The sequence below is a fragment of the Bacillus pretiosus genome (assembly GCF_052947655.1).
The window spans coordinates 3,281,247-3,297,328 of the sequence record NZ_CM129593.1 but is presented as its reverse complement, the minus strand read 5'-3'; the positions used below and the strand labels follow the sequence as shown (position 1 = coordinate 3,297,328).

Sequence of the window (16,082 nt, the reverse complement as noted above, 5' to 3'; positions counted from 1 at the left end):
GCTGGAAGGAACAGCTTCTTTCTTTTCATTATAAGGATAACGTTTTTAACACTTCACCAATAATCCCTTCCATTTGATGAACACCTAAGTCAGCGTTAGTCATTATAACAGCACCATTACCTCGGTATGGATAGCATATCATCATACATTGAAATCCCACGCCCCATCCAAGTGAATGCATTTGTAAGTCTTCGTTAGAATCATCTAGAAAGATACCTAATCCAGTCCATTTTGAGCAACCTTGAGGAGAAAGCATATCTTGTACTAATTTTTGAGAAAGTTTTAGTTTGCCCTTTCCTTGTAAGGAATGAATGATTTCGATAACTAAAGCTGATAAGTCTGTTGGTGTTGTCCAAATACCTGAAGCGGCTGCGAATGGATAAAATGGATACTTCTCATTTGTAACGGTGCCATCTTTATTATGCCCACAAGCAAAGGCCTCCATTTTATTTATATCTTCAGGAGGGAATAGCATACTATTTTTCAGTTGCAGTGGCTGAAAGATATATTCTTCAAGTAAAAGGTTAAATGGTTTTCCAGTTATATCTTCAAGTAGTAATTCGATAATACAAAAGTTTGCATCAGAGTAGTGAAATTCACTTTCTGGTTTATAAGTTATTTCTATCGGTACTGAACAATATGATGTTTTACCAGCAAGGATTTCGGACATGTTTGGTCGCCCTTGTGCAAGTGTATAATGCTCAAAACTATTAGGAGGATCAATAATTCCAGATTGGTGACTTAATAAATTTCGCAGGGTGACTTTTTTCTGTGAGGTAAATAGACTGGTAGGTATGTTCCAAGATGTGAGTCTATCATTTACGTCTTCATCTAAATGCACGATCTTTTGATCTGATAACGTTAGTACGAGCATTGTAGTGAAGAATTTACTAATAGAACAAGAATTGAATATGGAATTCGTAGTGACAGTTTTAGTTGTTCCAGATTCAAGTGTTCCGCAGGCAGTTGCTTCATCTAGTTTACCATCACGTATAACAGCAAGGCTTAAACCTGCAACGGAATATTGGTTCATTTTCTCGTATATAGTGTTACTTTTTAAGTTCATAGTGACTCCTTTCTTATGAAAGACAGAATATTAGTTCTATTATACAGTAGTTAATAGAGAGAATGAGAGAAAAAGAAAAAACTTCATCTTTTATCGATGAAGTTCTTTTAGTTAATTCGAAGTGAATGCTTTAAAAAATTTATCTCGGTACATGTACATTAGCCATGAGGTTGTTAGTAAAGAAATAATGATTTGTTTGTTTTGAATTGGCGCATTGAAAACAAGCCAGCCAACGATATCAAATAATAAATGTAGTGCAATTGAAAGAACTACAAATTGTAGTAACGTCTTAAAAAATCTTTTCATAAAGTATCCCCCTAAAATAAAAGGTTTTATCAACAGTGTTGTATATTACTATTATACATTAAATGTGTTTCATGGTAAAATTTACATAAGTTAGTGAAATAAAACAAATGAAAGCTAATGAGGAGGAATAGTCATGGAATTTTGGATGATCATACCGATAGCGGTCTTTGGGTTTATTTATATTGCTGAAAAATTAAATAGAATCGAAAAGAAAACGGATGCACGTTTAAAGAGGATGGAAGATAGATTACAGCTAATTACGAAAGAAATGGGAATTATAGATAGAGAACCTGAAATTAATAAAGAGTTACGCCAGCTTATGGAAGAAGGAAAAACAGTTACAGCAGTTAAGAGAGTAAGAGAGGCTTTTGGGTTTTCTTTACTAGAAGCGAAGCAATATGTTGATAAATTATAAAAAAGATCATCCATTTGGTTGATCTTTTTTCAATGCACCATGCGTGTATTTACATAAGCAGCGATTATAACGTGGCCAATTATAATGATAGGAAATAAGATTTTGACATTAGGAGTAGTGAAGACACTACCAATTGTGGCAATAGCACCGGCAGTTAAATTATAAAGACCAACTATTTTTGATAACTTACCTTTATCTGGCACACGGCGTTCATTGAATCCTGATAAGAGCCAAGTGTATTGTTTAACTCCGATGAAATAGGCTAGTGCAAATGAAATAATTGCTAGTATGAATAATGATGGGGAAGCGAAGAGAGTCATTGAAAACACCTCCGTTAAAGGGTTATAAATAAATTATAGTATGAATGTTATAATTTAACAAAATATAAGTGTAATAGAAAACGGAGTATTTATCATGAAGGGAGATTAAGTATGAATATTGTGGAATTCCAGAGATATGTATTAAATTTCAGTAAAGAAAAAGGATTTCAAGAGACAACGATTGAAGAGCGAACGATGTATGCGATGGCGGAATTGGGTGAATTAGCGGAAGCTATATTAAAACGTGAATGGTAAGTGGAATATTAATGTGTAAAGATGGGGGATACGAATGAAAAAGAAGCTTATTATAGGAGGAGTCTTTACCTTAATTAGTGTAATGAGTGTTTTCGCTTATTTAGTCTTTCAAGGCATATTTATTCCGAATCAAATAAGTGCGGATAAGTATGAAATAAAAGGTGTAGATGTTGCGTCATACCAAGGAGATATAGATTGGAGAGAGTTGGAAAAGCAAAATATGAAGTTTGCGTTTATAAAGGCTACTGAAGGAAGCTCGTTTGTAGATAAGTACTTTTCGGAAAATTGGACGAATGCGAATAAGACAGGTATGCGCGTCGGAGCGTATCATTTTTTTAGTTTTGATAGTAAGGGTGAAACACAAGCAGAGCAATATATACGAACTGTTCCAAAGTATAAACAAGCATTGCCACCCGTAATTGATGTTGAGTTTTATGCTAACAAAAAAGATAATCCCCCTAAGCGTGAAGATGTTGTGAAAGAGTTGTCGGTCATGATAAAAATGCTAGAAAAACATTACGGTAAGAAAGTAATATTGTATGCAACTCAAGAGGCATATGATTTGTATATAAAGAATGCGTATCCTCAATGTGATATATGGATTCGTAGTGTCTTTACAAAACCGAGTTTATCTGACGAGAGAAAATGGACGTTTTGGCAATACACGAACCGTGGGAGATTAAATGGTTATAATGGAAAAGAGAAGTATATTGATTTGAATGTATTTTATGGTAACGAGGAAGAGTTTGAGAATTATGGAATAAAAGGTTAAGTTTTAAAGCGTACAAAATTTTGTACGCTTTTTTGTTACTTACATAAAAATATACAAGTAAAGATGGAACAAACATTTAAGATGAATTGTCTATTATAGGTAATAACTATTCCATTTGAAAGAAAGGGTGGAGAAAATGAAAAATACATTATTAAAAGTAGGGGTATGTGTTAGTTTATTAGGAACAATGCAATTTGTTAGTACAATTTTTTCTGTGAAAGCGGAACAAAAGCTAGAGCAAAAAGTAATAAAAAATGAGACAGGAACTATTTCAATTTCTCAGTTAAATAAAAATGTATGGGTTCATACGGAGTTAGGTTACTTTAACGGAGAAGCAGTTCCTTCGAACGGGCTAGTTCTTACTACTTCTAAAGGGCTAGTACTTGTCGATTCTTCTTGGGATGATAAGTTAACGAAGGAATTAATAGAGATGGTAGAAAAGAAATTTAAGAAGCGAGTAACGGATGTCATCATTACACATGCGCACGCTGATCGAATTGGCGGAATAAAAACGTTGAAAGAAAGAGGCATTAAGGCGCATAGTACAGCACTAACTGCAGAACTAGCAAAGAAAAGTGGATATGAAGAACCGCTTGGAGACTTACAATCCATTACAAATTTGAGTTTTGGAAATATGAAAGTAGAAACATTTTACCCAGGGAAAGGACATACAGAAGATAATATCGTCGTATGGTTACCGCAATACAACATTTTAGCTGGAGGCTGTTTAGTGAAATCTGCGGAAGCTAAAGATTTAGGGAACGTTGCTGATGCCTATGTAAATGAATGGTCCGCATCGATTGAGAATGTGCTGAAGCGATATGGAAACATCAATTCAGTAGTGCCTGGTCATGGGGAAGTAGGGGACAAAGGATTGCTTTTACATACATTGGATTTGTTGAAATAAGAAACTGTGGGAATATAAAAGCGAGGAGAAACAATTTTCTCCTCGCTTTCTTCTAGCTATATTTAAATGCGAAGCCATCAATTATGCCTGCATACGTTACTGAGATTTTAATTCCAAGTATACAAATACCAGTACCGTCATAATTGCTATAACAACATAAGTAATATCGAGCATTATAAGTGTTTTTAAAGTTTCAGTCATCCTAATTCACCCCTGGTATGAAAATATAACATAATCTCTTATCAATCAGATTAGAGATTATAGAGATAACAATGTATATGAAATTTATTAAGTAGTGTCTATATAAATATATCATATAAATAATGTAAGTAATGTTAAGGTAGTGTAAATGTATTGTAAATAAAGTGATTTTTCATAAAATATTTAATCAAAAAATTGATAGTTCTTCAAAATGAAAAGAAGCTATTCTTTCTGTTGCATAATAAAAAGAAAGAATAGCGTTTTTGTATGTCTATTTCTGTTTGCTTAAGAGATTTATAGTACGAAATTGTTCTTTCGTACTATGAACTAGAAAGTTAAATATGTGATTCAGCAATAGTCTAGCTATTTGAAAACTTGAACAACAGGGGTATGTAATGTTTTTTTTGTGTCAATAAAAATATTATGTAAACAATATAAGTTGTCACAAATTTATACATATTATTGTGATTGATATCACATCTCTTTTCCTCAATGGGTATTATGCTTAGGTTGTAAGGAATGATTGGGAGAGGGTGGGATGATCATGTTTTGTTATCAATGTGAACAAACGCCAACAGGTGGATGTAAAGTGATGGGTGTTTGCGGTAAAAATGAAACAATTGCAAGTTTACAAGATACGATTGTGTTTGGGCTAAAAGGAATTGCAGCTTATCGTACGCATGCTGCTCAGCTAGGGTATACTGATGCATTTGTAGATGCTACGACGCAAGAAGCACTGTATATGACATTAACAAATTCCAACTTTAATGAACAAGAACATATTGATATGGCTATGAAAGTAGGAAAATCGGCTTTACGAGTAATGGAGTTATTAGATGAGGCGCATACGAATCACTTTGGTGTTCCAGAGCCTGTTCAAATTACGCAAAACCATGTAGAAGGTAAGGCAATTGTAGTTACTGGACATAACTTATTTGCGTTAGAAGAATTATTAAAACAAACAGAAGGAAAAGAAATTAATATTTATACGCATTCTGAAATGTTACCAGCACACGGTTATCCGCAGCTGAAAAAATATAAACATTTAAAAGGAAACATCGGTAAGGCATGGTATGATCAACGACGTCTTTTTGAAAAATTTACAGGTGCTATATTAGCGACAACGAACTGTGTTATGCCAATTAAAGGGTCGTACTCTGATCGATTCTTTTCATATGATATTGCAGGTTTAGAAGGTGTACAAAAAATTGAAAATGATGATTTTGCACCATTGATTCAAAAAGCGCTAGAACTTCCAGAAGTACATATGGAGTCGGATGAACAGTTAGTAACAGGGTTCCATCATAATACAGTATTATCATTAGCTCCTGAAATTATTGAGGCAGTAAAAGAAGGAAAGATTAAGCGTTTCTTTGTCATCGCAGGTTGTGATGCACCAGGAAAAGGCGGAGAATATTATCGTGAATTAGCAACGTCACTTCCGCCAGAAACAGTTATTTTAACGACTTCGTGCGGGAAATTCCGCTTTAATGATGTGGATTACGGTGTTGTACCTGGTACAGAGATTCCGCGTTATATTGACTTAGGACAATGTAATAATTCAATTTCTACTGTAAAAATAGCAGCCGCTTTAGCAGATGCTTTCCAATGCGAAGTGAACGAATTGCCAGTTAGTATTGTCCTATCATGGTTTGAACAAAAAGCGGTTGCCATTTTACTTGGGCTATTTAGTCTTGGTATTCAAGATATTCGTATAGGTCCAAAGGCGCCTGAATTTATTTCACCTGGCGTACTTGATGTATTAAAAGAAACATTCGGTTTAAAACTGATTACAACTGCAGCAGAAGATATGGAAATGATTTTATCGTAACAAAAGGATGATCTGTCTTATTAAGAAGAAGAGCTAGCCAATAATGCCTCAAAACAAAAATGTAGAATTTTTGTTTTGGGGTATTTTCTTTTCTTGGCGGGATAGGTAATAGTTGATTTTAGAAAAATATAAAAATCGAGTTGACATTTACAACTACTCAGTCATACAATGTAGTTGTAATAGGTGATACAGAGTAGTGTTATTTCTCGAAATATTTTTAGTAAACAATAGGTAATAGCGAATTTTAGAAAAGTTTTGAAAATCAGTTGACATTCATAACTACTTAGTCATACAATGTAGTTGTAATAAGTAATACTGAATAGTATGGTTTTACTCAAAAGCTATTCAGTAAAAATTCGCCTTAGTACTCTGTGATACTGAATATAAGTCAGACAGAATAGGGGGTAAAGGAGGATCATAACATGGAAAATTTAACTGAAATGCTGAAAGGTTCACTGGAAGGGTGTGTGCTGGAAATCATTAGTCGCCGTGAAACGTATGGCTATGAGATTACCCGCCACCTGAATGATCTTGGGTTTACTGAAGTTGTGGAAGGGACAGTTTATACTATCCTCGTACGATTAGAAAAGAAAAAGCTTGTGAATATTGAAAAGAAACCATCAGATATGGGACCGCCTCGTAAGTTTTATTCATTAAATGAGGATGGTCGTCAGGAGCTTGAATTGTTTTGGAAAAAATGGGATTTTGTATCTTCAAAAATTAACGTCTTGAAGTCAAACTAGCCTCATAATATAAAATGTTCCGGCTCATATTTGGAGAGTTTCTTGTTCTGCTTTATAAAAAAGGAGGAAAATAAGATGTTGGAAATGTTTAAAAAATTAATTGGTGATAAAAAAGAGTACAAAATGATGATGGCACGTGTTGGAGCACTACCGGAAGATTATCAGTTTGTGTTTAAGAAAATTCAAAACTACATGTGGAATTTTTCGGCCGGCAACGGGATGGATATGCTGCACATACAGTATGAATTAATCGATTTGTTTGAAGCTGGTGCAGCGGAAGGGAGACAAGTGCTTGACATTACTGGGGAGGACGTGGCATCCTTTGCTGACGAACTAGTGGCAAACGCTAAAACGTATGTCTCCAAGTATCGTGAAGATTTGAATGAAAGCATCATGAAGAAATTGAGAAAAAAATAAATGCAATTAGTAATACCGACTGATTAGCTGGTTACCAACGTGAACTGCCGCCATCGCTATTCAGTTATATTTTTAAACTGGTACTAAGTAATACAGATTATCAGTGATACTAAATAGAGGGTGTATGTAATCTAATTTTATAAGGGGGAAAAAGTATGAGCAATGCAGCGATTTCTATAAAAGGGTTAAAAAAATCTTTTAAAGATAAAGAAGTCTTAAAGGGAGTGGATTTTGAGGTGCAGCGTGGTGAAATTTTCGCGCTGCTAGGCTCAAATGGAGCTGGAAAGACGACAACGGTCAATATTCTTTCGACGTTAATGAAACAAGATGATGGTGAAGTGAGTATTTGCGGTTTTGACGTCCAGCGACAACCAGATCATGTTCGTCAAAGCATCAGTTTGACAGGACAGTTCGCAGCTTTAGACGGCATGCTTACTGGAAGGGAAAACTTGATAATGATCGCTAAGTTACGTGGTGTTTCCAATCCGGCACAAGTTGCTGATAATCTACTTGCAAGATTTAGCCTGACTGATGCGGCCAACCAGAGGGCAGACCAGTATTCAGGCGGGATGAAGCGCCGACTTGATATCGCGATGAGTTTGATTGGGGCGCCAGCAGTTATTTTTCTAGACGAACCAACGACTGGACTTGATCCGGAAGCACGGATCGAAGTGTGGGATACAGTCAAGGAACTTGCCGGCAGCGGCACAACGATTTTGCTCACGACTCAGTACTTGGAGGAAGCAGAACAACTGGCGGACCGTATCGCTATTTTGCATGGCGGAAAAATTATTACGACAGGTACTCTTACTGAACTGAAAGAGATGTTCCCGCCAGCAAAAGTAGAGTATATCGAGAAGCAGCCGACGTTGGAAGAAATTTTCCTTGCGATTATCGGTAAAAAGGAGGAGATGTAAATGAAAAGCAAAACAGGGGTATTACTAGGGCGCTTAATGCGTAATATTATGCGTAGTCCGGATACAATTATTACAGTAACGATTACACCGATTATGATGATGCTATTATTTGTTTACGTATTTGGCGGGGCTATAAAGACAGGAACGGATAACTACGTTAATTATTTATTGCCGGGAATTTTGTTAATGGCTATCGCATCCGGTGTAGCGTATACTTCTGTACGATTATTTACGGATGTAAAGAGTGGGCTGATGGCACGTTTCATTACGATGCCTATTAAGCGCTCATCAATATTGTGGGCTCACGTTTTAACTTCTCTTGTTGCTAATGTACTTACTATCGTGGTGGTTATTCTTGTTGCGCTCTTAATGGGATTCCGTTCCAGTGCTAATATGTTAGAATGGCTTGCAGTAGCTGGGGTTCTAGGAACGTTTACGCTAGCGCTAACATGGCTAGCTATCATTCCAGGACTGAAAGCGAAGTCAATGGAAGGGGCGACAGCGTACTCGTATCCACTAATTTTCCTTCCATTTATTAGTTCAGCTTTTGTACCTACCGAAACGATGCCAAAAATTGTCCGTGCATTTGCAGAGAATCAGCCTGTAACTTCAATCGTGAATGCGATTCGTGCCCTTTTATATGAAGGAACTGTTGGCAACGATATTTGGATTGCACTCGCTTGGTGCGTAGGTATCATGATCATCTCTTACTTTTTCGCAAGTAAAACATTTAAACGTCAGTTAGGGTAAGTGAATTTAGTCATCCGAAATTATATATATTTTTGAAAAAGCACGGAAGGTTTTCTGTGCTTTTATTATTTATTGTGCTCTCATGGTAAAAAATATAGGAAACTGGTAACGAATAAACCTCAATATTTTGAGGTTTAACCGATCACTGCTTATGGAGAATATAAACATAACCGCTCTTGTAAATCGTTTAATATTTCTTCAGGCATTTCCTTGATTGTAATATCTTTCCCTAGGAAAAGTAGCCAATTTGTTATCTCTGTCACTTCATCGGAATTGTTAACATCGATAAATGTTTTTAAAATGGCTGTAGATTGGTAAGGGTTTGTATAAGAAATTGAAATTTTTAAAGGATGGTATTTTTTGTACTGGGCAATCGCTTTTGGACCAAGTTCAAGTACAAGGTTAATTTCTTCGTCCTTCTTATTGAGTTTTTCTAAAATCTGTTTCGTATTTAACCTCTTTTTCGTCGTGTACGGTTCGATATTGACGAGGTCATCGACAGGAAACAGCAGTTTCTTTTCTTCTTTTAAGTCAAACCCTTCAATGATCCAACGGCTTTTTTCTTGATAAAGGTGTAATAGATAAATTGGGTAAGACTTGATTTCCTCTTCTTCTTTGACGGTAATCAATAAATGTCTATCCAAAAGAAGGATTTGGATGAGTTTTTCTAACATAGGGTGGGGGAGGTCAGAAAGCTCAAGTAGATCGGGATTATAAGGGTTAGTCCCTTCAAAAAGCAAGAGTTGATTTAAAAGAACGAGGTCATCTTGCTGGGTTTCTGAGATGAGTCCTAGTAGTTTTTCAGCTAAAGACTGGCGACTTTTTAGATAGGGAAGTTGTTGATTGCTTGTAGCCATAAAGGCAATAAAAAGAGCTTTGACTTCATTATCAGTAAAGCGAACAACGGGCAGGATAGAATTATGCATGACAAAATATCCACCAGTTCTCCCAACTTCAGCGACAAGTGGCATGCCCATAGCTTCAATTTCTCTAATGTCTCTAATAGCTGTCGATCGTGATACGTTAAATTCTCGTATGATTTCAGTAATTGTAAAGTGGGAGCGATTGTTGATATACCGCATAATTGTATTAATCCGTTCAACTTTTTTCATTGGAATCTCCTAAACAGTATCATTTTTTGACATGATTTAAAGATATTATAAACGTATCAGATGAAAAGTTAAATCGTTTGATTCATTTTAAAAAAGGAAGGTTTTGAATATGAAAAATTATACTATAGAAGAAAAAGATAGCTTTATTGTGTTAGGTATTGGAACTGAAATTAAGAGTGACTATACAGACTTTGCTGGAATCAATAAAGAAAAGGAAGACTTTTGGTCGGCTGTTAAAGAAGATGGAAGGTTGGATACTTTAAAAGCTTTAGCTACAAACGAATATATTTTTTCTGTGAGCGAAGCGGTGAATAACAAGATGATGTATTATGCTGGTGTCATGACAGAAGCACAAATAGAAGAAGAATCTAGAGTGATCCAGTTTCCGAAGGGAGAATACTTAGTAGTGGAAGGGGAAGACAAAACGGCTGAAGAGCTAAGTAATAAACTGACTGGCATCGCCTTCGGTCAAGCTTTACCAGAAGCAACAGATTTTGCTTATGTTGGTGGACCGAATACAACGGTTGAGATGGGACAGAGAGACGGCTTAGTATTTGGTGAAATGTGGATTCCAGTTGTAAGGAAGTAAAGTGATAAAAGGTACGAATATGGAAAGTAGAGGCTAACGATCTTGAATTGTTAGCTTTTGCAATTGTTTCACTTAGCATGGTTTGTTCACCGGGGCCTAATATGATTTATCTCATTTCTCGTTCCATTACGCAAGGGCGTATGACAGGATTTATTTCTCTCTTAGGCATTATGCTCGGAATTGAAGATTTTTTAATGATACGGTAGGAATACCGTCTTTTTTTATTTTAAGGGAATTTTGACTTGTTATCTTGATAGTCATGTGGCAAAAGCCCTATTACGTCTAAACTAAAATATGGTCATATTGTTTTCGGTACTTTTTTTATAATATAACCATATTATAAAAAGGAGGGGGAGATGAATGCCTAAAATAGTTGATCAAATACAAAGGAAGAATGAGATAGCCACCGCTACTTGGCGTGTAATATTAGAAAAAGGTATCGATAAAGCTTCCATACAGCAAATCGCTGATGAAGCAAACATGTCAGTTGGCCTTGTTCAGCATCATTTTTCGTCTAAAAATGCATTGATTTACTATGCAATGAATTTAGTATTGAATCGAATGGAAGGACGGGCGAAAACTCGTACAAGTGATTTTAAGGGAACGAAAGAAGAAGCGCTTAGAAGATTAATGAAATTTATTATTCCTATTAATAAGGAAGAAATGTTGGAAGGGAAGGTTTGGATTACATTCTTAGGAATCTCTTTTAGTTCCCCAGAGCTTATTGAACTTCGGAAGAAAATGGATGAGCATACGAGGTACCTAATGGGAATGATCCTAGATTTAATGGAGGAGTTAGGATACTTTACATCAGGATACAATAGAGAGTGTGAATTGGAGATACTGTACGGATTTATCGATGGGCTAGTAATTCATGTCCTTCAAACACCAGAATCATATCCAAAAGAAAAAGTGAATCAACTTATTGAGTATTATTTAGTAGAAAAAAAGAGGGATTGATCGCATGAATAAAGTTTTCATTATTATTCTTGTAGTTGTTATCGTATTGATCATTAGGCAGCTTATCCCTAAGAAAGTAGATAGTTTTGATCTTCTTGGTATACCCATCATGGCTATAATTAGAACTTATATCGGTCTTCCAAATAAATTGGACTTTATTATTACAATTGAATTAATTAGCTTGCTTATATTAGGAGCAATAGTTGGTTATTGGCAAGCTAAGAGGGTGAAAGTTTTTCATCATAACAATCAATTATGTAGTGTTGGGGGCTATTCGTATATTATCGGATGGATTATTATGCTTTTGGGAAGGCTGGTTATTTTATTGTTGTTCAACCTTACTTCTCTCATATCAGCATTTCATGCGGGACAGGAACAGTTTACGAGTGAAGTAATTAAAGTTCTTTCGCATACTGGAGATTGGTTAATATGGTCTACTATTCTTGCATCTTCCATCATGTATACTGTTACCTTATATAAGAATCACCCGGATATCAAAAAAATTATACATGCTCGTTTTAAAGAAATAAAACAGCGGATAAAATATTAATTTAACTAATACGAATTGTAAAAGCATGTATTTGTTATAGAGCTGCCGACTATACCTATCAACTTAATAAATAAATATTTTATAAAAAAATATTTTTTGACCCCCATAAAATTATATATTCCTCCGAATATGTATATTGAAGAAAATAAATAGAAGAAAAATGGTCATGAAAGAACATTGAAGTGTTAATAAAATTACTAGATTAAGTGTGGAATCCGAAATCAAAGGATGAAATTACCAATGGTAAAGAGAAGAGTTATTCAAGGATTGCAGATAAAATAGAAAAAGAGCAAGCAAAACAAGCGGAAGAAAACAAGAAAGTACATTAAAATACAAACTTAACTTTAGTGACGAGACAAAAGGAAATTCGTTAAGAAAACAGTGGGAAAAAGTTAGTCTCAAAAAATATAAGTAACAGCAAGAGGACAAACCAAAGGGAAAACACTTACAAAATATGGTTAAATGGTCACTTCTTTAGTGGCCTTTTTGCTATTTGAAGGAGGCTGGAAGATTACTAGTGTTGAGTTTAGTAATGAAGATCCTAAGAAAACCGAAAATAGAAGATATCGTATATAACATACAAAACAACGGAGGAGATAGGGAAGTATTTATCGTACAGTATCAGCCTTTTATTAGAAAATCCATATCGTCTGTCTGTCGCCGATATATTACAGAACAGGATGATGAATATAGTATTGGACTGTTTGCGTTTAACGAAGCAATTGAACAGTATTCATATAAAAAAGGGAAATCTTTTCTAGCGTTTGCTGATCTTCTTATAAAAAGAGATGTAATTGACTATATACGCAAGGAGTCTAAGCATAACTTTGTCTTTTTAAAAGAAGATGAGCAAGAGAAAATGTTAGAAATGCAAGTATCGCTTACGGAGTATATGAAAGAGATCGAAAATAGTAACCGTAAGGAGGAAATTCTTCATTTTCAAAGTGTGTTAGCTGAGTTTAAAATCACATTTTCAGAGCTTGCTAAAGAATCTCCTAAACATCGTGATACGCGTGAACATCTAATAGAAATTGTGAAGATTATTATAAAAGAAGAGGAAATGATGGAAGAGTTGTTCCGAAAGAAAAAATTACCACTAAAACATATTGAACCACGTGTTAGGGTAAGTCGTAAAACGTTGGAACGACATAGAAAATACATTATTGCAATGTGCATTATTTTTGCAAACAACTATACATATATTCTTGATTACATAAGAGGGGAAAAGCATGATGAATAAAGGAATTGTGATGGATATAAAAAAGCATAACGTAGTTGTTTTAACTCCAAATGGAGAGTTTATTACATTTAAAAGAAAAGCGCACCCATACATGATAGGAGAGGAAATCTCGTTTAACAAACAGGAACAAAGAGCGCCGCGTTTTTCCATACCACCTTTCTTAAAGCCTACAACAGTAATTGTTGCTGGTTTTCTATGCGTATTGCTGTTTTTTTACAATCAACCAGAAGAAAAAGTGTTTGCTTATGTCTCAGTTGATATAAATCCAAGTTTAGAGGCGAGCGTAACGGAGGATCTTCGTGTTATAGATTTGCGGGCTTGTAATGATGACGGAAGGCGTATTTTAAAAGAAATGAAAGGGTGGGAAAATAAGCATCTGCAAGACGTAATACGTACGATTATAAAGCAGAGTCAAGAGGATAAGTACTTAACAAATGATAAGAAAGTTATGCTAACGGCTGTTGCAAAGGATAAATCGTTAGAACCACAGTTGGAAAAGGCTTTGCAGGAATTAAAGAAAGAGTATGAGATAAAACATATTACAGTTGAATATCAAAGCAGTACGATGGAAATACGGGAGGATGCCAAGAAAGCAGGAGTTGGAACGGGCGTTTATATAAAACAAGAGAATGAGAAGAAAAAATCGCTCACTCCATCTCATCAAGAGCAACCAAAGTCGCCATCTGACATATCACCAGATGCAACTCATGTAAATGAAGAAAGATATGAGAAAAAAGAGTATATAGAACAAAAGCAATCTAAGCAAATAAAAGAAAATCATGGGAACCAGCAAGAGAACAATGGTAGAGGATCCCAAGGGAATAGTGGAAATCAGGAAGGGAACAACGGAAGAGGATCCCAAGGAAATAATGGGCGCCAGCAAGAGAACAACGGAAGAGGGTCGCAAGGGAATAATGGAAATCAGGAAGGGAAAAATGGCAGAGGGTCCCAAGGAAATAGTGGACATCAACAAGAGAACAACGGAAGAGGGTCCCAAGGAAATAATGGGAACCAGCAAGAGAACAACGGAAGAGGGTCCCAAGGAAATAATGGAAATCAGCAAGGGAACAACGGAAGAGGGTCCCAAGGAAATAATGGGAACCAGCAAGAGAACAACGGAAGAGGGTCCCAAGGAAATAATGGAAATCAGCAAGGGAACAACGGAAGAGGGTCCCAAGGAAATAATGGGAATCAGCAAGGAAACAATGGAAGAGAATCGCAAGGAAATAATGGGAATGGTCAAGGAAACAACGGAAGAGGGTCGCAAGGGAATAATGGGAACCAGCAAGAGAACAATGGTAGAGGTTCCCAAGGGAATAATGGAAATCAGGAAGGGAAAAATGGCAGAGGGTCTCAGTAAGGAAAGCTCCTACCACATAATATTTAGTGGAAGAAAAATCTATAGAATATTGAACGGAGGGGAGATTCCTTCCATCTGAAGATATTTTTTAACATTTTTTTAAAATGACGGACATAAAATCGTATATCCTTTCGAATTATATATATGGATATCATTAATGTTTATATAAAAGGGGAGAAAAAATATGAAAGAAATGTATGAAGAAATCACTGAAGTATTGAAGGTATTAGCACATCCTGTCCGTTTATCATTAGTAAAAATAATGCTTGCAAAAGGCCCAATTAACGTAACGACAATGTATGAAACGTTACAAATGCCTCAAAGTACAATTAGTCAACATTTATCTAAACTAAAAGCTACGAAAGTCGTTACAGGTACTCGGAAAGGGTTAGAAATTTATTATGAGGTAACGGACCATCGCACAAAATCAATATTAGCATGTTTAGTTTAAATACTGATTGTCTAGACATTAAGAAGAGGATGCTAAAGTAATTGTGTGACTACAATTTTTAAGATTTTATACAAAAGTAATATGTATAAGTGTATGTGATTTTCTTACTTACATAAGTTGTATGTAGACTGGTTATTAATTTGTTATACATCTTAGTTAGATTATTTTATTTATTTAATAATATTGTATGATCTTCACCTTGTTAAATTTAACAAAGTGAAGGATTATTTATGTACACATGAAATATTTTATAAAGAGTACGACTTTACTCCAAAGTTACATTTTTAGTTTTTTATCTATAGATCTAATACTAAAGGGAAAATAACTGAAATATAAATGTAATTGAAAGGAGTGGAGTAACAATGGAGGTAAGCCTTTTTTTAGGATTTTTTTGGGGGTGGATAACGGTTATCATCTCAGGAATACTTTTTGTGCGACCATCTATACTACGTGAACTGAAAAAATTAGTGGTAGAAGACAGAGGATTTGGAATTATGTATGGCTTTCTATCAATTTTCCTAGGATTAGGTACTGTTATTCTACATAATGTTTGGGAACTTAATTGGCAGGGACTCATTACACTTATTGCATGGCTCGCACTATTAAAAGGGATTTATGTAATTGCATATCCTGAACCATCCAAGAAAACCGATTTCGAAGTAAGGGTACTATCTACTCGTATAGTGCTTGCTATCCTTGGTGCTTTATCTTTATGGATGCTTATCATACTTTATATGAAATAGAGACAAATATTTTTGATCATGGGAGTATGTAGGTGGGGAGTTTTGGGTAGTCCTTTGGAACGGGATTTTATAGTTAACTGTAAATGTAGTGTTTCTTCCGTTGTAGATATGTTTTTATAAATAGTGAGATGGGCAAAACGAAGAGAGTCCTAAATAAATAGGATTCTTTTCGTTTTA

The 16,082-nt window shown here is 35.2% G+C and carries 19 protein-coding genes and 2 pseudogenes; 17 read left to right on the top strand and 4 right to left on the bottom strand.

Annotated elements, in window-relative coordinates; genetic code table 11:
- Positions 1–28 precede the first annotated feature (28 nt).
- Both ACU8YW_RS16905 and ACU8YW_RS16900 read right to left on the bottom strand, forming a co-directional pair.
- Positions 29–1,066 carry a serine hydrolase domain-containing protein gene (locus ACU8YW_RS16905; RefSeq protein ID WP_426934032.1) on the bottom strand — a complete coding sequence of 346 codons (1,038 nt, stop codon included), beginning with the start codon at positions 1,064–1,066 and terminating at the stop codon, positions 29–31.
- Positions 1,067–1,177: 111 nt separating this feature from the next.
- Positions 1,178–1,372, bottom strand: coding sequence for a hypothetical protein (locus ACU8YW_RS16900; protein ID WP_088609569.1), 195 nt, complete (start codon positions 1,370–1,372; stop codon positions 1,178–1,180).
- A 133-nt stretch (positions 1,373–1,505) separates the two neighbouring features.
- Between ACU8YW_RS16900 and ACU8YW_RS16895 the strand changes: the two genes are divergently transcribed.
- Positions 1,506–1,787, top strand: coding sequence for a hypothetical protein (locus ACU8YW_RS16895; protein WP_061677629.1), 282 nt, complete (start codon positions 1,506–1,508; stop codon positions 1,785–1,787).
- Positions 1,788–1,816: 29 nt separating this feature from the next.
- Here the strand turns inward: ACU8YW_RS16895 and ACU8YW_RS16890 are convergent, their stop codons facing one another.
- Positions 1,817–2,107 (bottom strand): DUF3784 domain-containing protein, encoded by a 291-nt coding sequence (locus tag ACU8YW_RS16890; RefSeq protein WP_048543795.1) that lies wholly within the window; start codon positions 2,105–2,107, stop codon positions 1,817–1,819.
- A 111-nt stretch (positions 2,108–2,218) separates the two neighbouring features.
- Here ACU8YW_RS16890 and ACU8YW_RS16885 point away from each other — a divergent pair.
- The 8 genes and pseudogenes from ACU8YW_RS16885 to ACU8YW_RS16850 form a co-directional block, all read left to right on the top strand.
- Positions 2,219–2,356: pseudogene (locus ACU8YW_RS16885) on the top strand (nucleoside triphosphate pyrophosphohydrolase family protein); the annotation flags it as partial.
- Positions 2,357–2,396: 40 nt separating this feature from the next.
- Positions 2,397–3,134, top strand: a complete 738-nt coding sequence (locus tag ACU8YW_RS16880; protein WP_088064092.1) for a glycoside hydrolase family 25 protein — start codon at positions 2,397–2,399, stop codon at positions 3,132–3,134.
- 136 nt (positions 3,135–3,270) lie between these two features.
- Positions 3,271–4,041 carry a BcII family subclass B1 metallo-beta-lactamase gene (gene bla2 / locus ACU8YW_RS16875; protein ID WP_088064091.1) on the top strand — a complete coding sequence of 257 codons (771 nt, stop codon included), beginning with the start codon at positions 3,271–3,273 and terminating at the stop codon, positions 4,039–4,041.
- Positions 4,042–4,786: 745 nt separating this feature from the next.
- Positions 4,787–6,073 (top strand): hydroxylamine reductase, encoded by a 1,287-nt coding sequence (hcp, locus tag ACU8YW_RS16870; protein ID WP_426934031.1) that lies wholly within the window; start codon positions 4,787–4,789, stop codon positions 6,071–6,073.
- A 422-nt stretch (positions 6,074–6,495) separates the two neighbouring features.
- Positions 6,496–6,816 carry a PadR family transcriptional regulator gene (locus ACU8YW_RS16865; protein WP_000429486.1) on the top strand — a complete coding sequence of 107 codons (321 nt, stop codon included), beginning with the start codon at positions 6,496–6,498 and terminating at the stop codon, positions 6,814–6,816.
- Positions 6,817–6,891: 75 nt separating this feature from the next.
- The gene (locus ACU8YW_RS16860) at positions 6,892–7,233 is read left to right on the top strand and encodes a DUF1048 domain-containing protein (RefSeq protein WP_000891990.1); all 342 of its coding nucleotides are present in this window, start codon (positions 6,892–6,894) and stop codon (positions 7,231–7,233) included.
- Positions 7,234–7,388: 155 nt separating this feature from the next.
- Entirely contained in the window at positions 7,389–8,150 is a 762-nt protein-coding gene (locus ACU8YW_RS16855; protein WP_046954684.1) for an ABC transporter ATP-binding protein, read from the top strand.
- A complete protein-coding gene (locus tag ACU8YW_RS16850) occupies positions 8,151–8,900 on the top strand; it encodes an ABC transporter permease (RefSeq protein ID WP_446893976.1) in 750 nt (249 codons plus the stop codon).
- 149 nt (positions 8,901–9,049) lie between these two features.
- On the opposite strand, the gene ACU8YW_RS16845 is transcribed toward ACU8YW_RS16850, so the two are convergent.
- On the bottom strand, positions 9,050–10,012 hold the full coding sequence (locus ACU8YW_RS16845) for a helix-turn-helix transcriptional regulator (RefSeq protein WP_088064089.1): 963 nt from the start codon (positions 10,010–10,012) through the stop codon (positions 9,050–9,052).
- A gap of 109 nt (positions 10,013–10,121) precedes the next feature.
- Here ACU8YW_RS16845 and ACU8YW_RS16840 point away from each other — a divergent pair, with 109 nt between their 5' ends.
- The 8 genes and pseudogenes from ACU8YW_RS16840 to ACU8YW_RS16805 all read left to right on the top strand — a co-directional run bounded on the left by ACU8YW_RS16840 (position 10,122) and on the right by ACU8YW_RS16805 (position 15,905).
- Positions 10,122–10,601 (top strand): GyrI-like domain-containing protein, encoded by a 480-nt coding sequence (locus tag ACU8YW_RS16840; protein ID WP_088064088.1) that lies wholly within the window; start codon positions 10,122–10,124, stop codon positions 10,599–10,601.
- A gap of 77 nt (positions 10,602–10,678) precedes the next feature.
- Positions 10,679–10,798, top strand: a pseudogene (locus ACU8YW_RS16835) (LysE family translocator); the annotation flags it as partial.
- 163 nt (positions 10,799–10,961) lie between these two features.
- Positions 10,962–11,561 (top strand): TetR/AcrR family transcriptional regulator, encoded by a 600-nt coding sequence (locus ACU8YW_RS16830; RefSeq protein WP_088064087.1) that lies wholly within the window; start codon positions 10,962–10,964, stop codon positions 11,559–11,561.
- Between the two features lie 4 nt (positions 11,562–11,565).
- Positions 11,566–12,111 (top strand): hypothetical protein, encoded by a 546-nt coding sequence (locus tag ACU8YW_RS16825; RefSeq protein WP_088064086.1) that lies wholly within the window; start codon positions 11,566–11,568, stop codon positions 12,109–12,111.
- A gap of 517 nt (positions 12,112–12,628) precedes the next feature.
- Positions 12,629–13,351 (top strand): RNA polymerase sigma factor SigI, encoded by a 723-nt coding sequence (gene sigI, locus ACU8YW_RS16820; protein WP_088609564.1) that lies wholly within the window; start codon positions 12,629–12,631, stop codon positions 13,349–13,351.
- Positions 13,344–14,711, top strand: coding sequence for an anti-sigma factor domain-containing protein (locus tag ACU8YW_RS16815; RefSeq protein ID WP_446893975.1), 1,368 nt, complete (start codon positions 13,344–13,346; stop codon positions 14,709–14,711). Before sigI ends, ACU8YW_RS16815 begins: the two co-directional genes overlap by 8 nt.
- Positions 14,712–14,895: 184 nt before the next feature.
- Positions 14,896–15,162: an ArsR/SmtB family transcription factor gene (locus ACU8YW_RS16810; protein ID WP_087984108.1), complete on the top strand. Its 267-nt coding sequence runs from the start codon at positions 14,896–14,898 to the stop codon at positions 15,160–15,162.
- A gap of 362 nt (positions 15,163–15,524) precedes the next feature.
- Positions 15,525–15,905, top strand: coding sequence for a hypothetical protein (locus ACU8YW_RS16805; RefSeq protein ID WP_088064083.1), 381 nt, complete (start codon positions 15,525–15,527; stop codon positions 15,903–15,905).
- Positions 15,906–16,082: the final 177 nt, after the last annotated feature.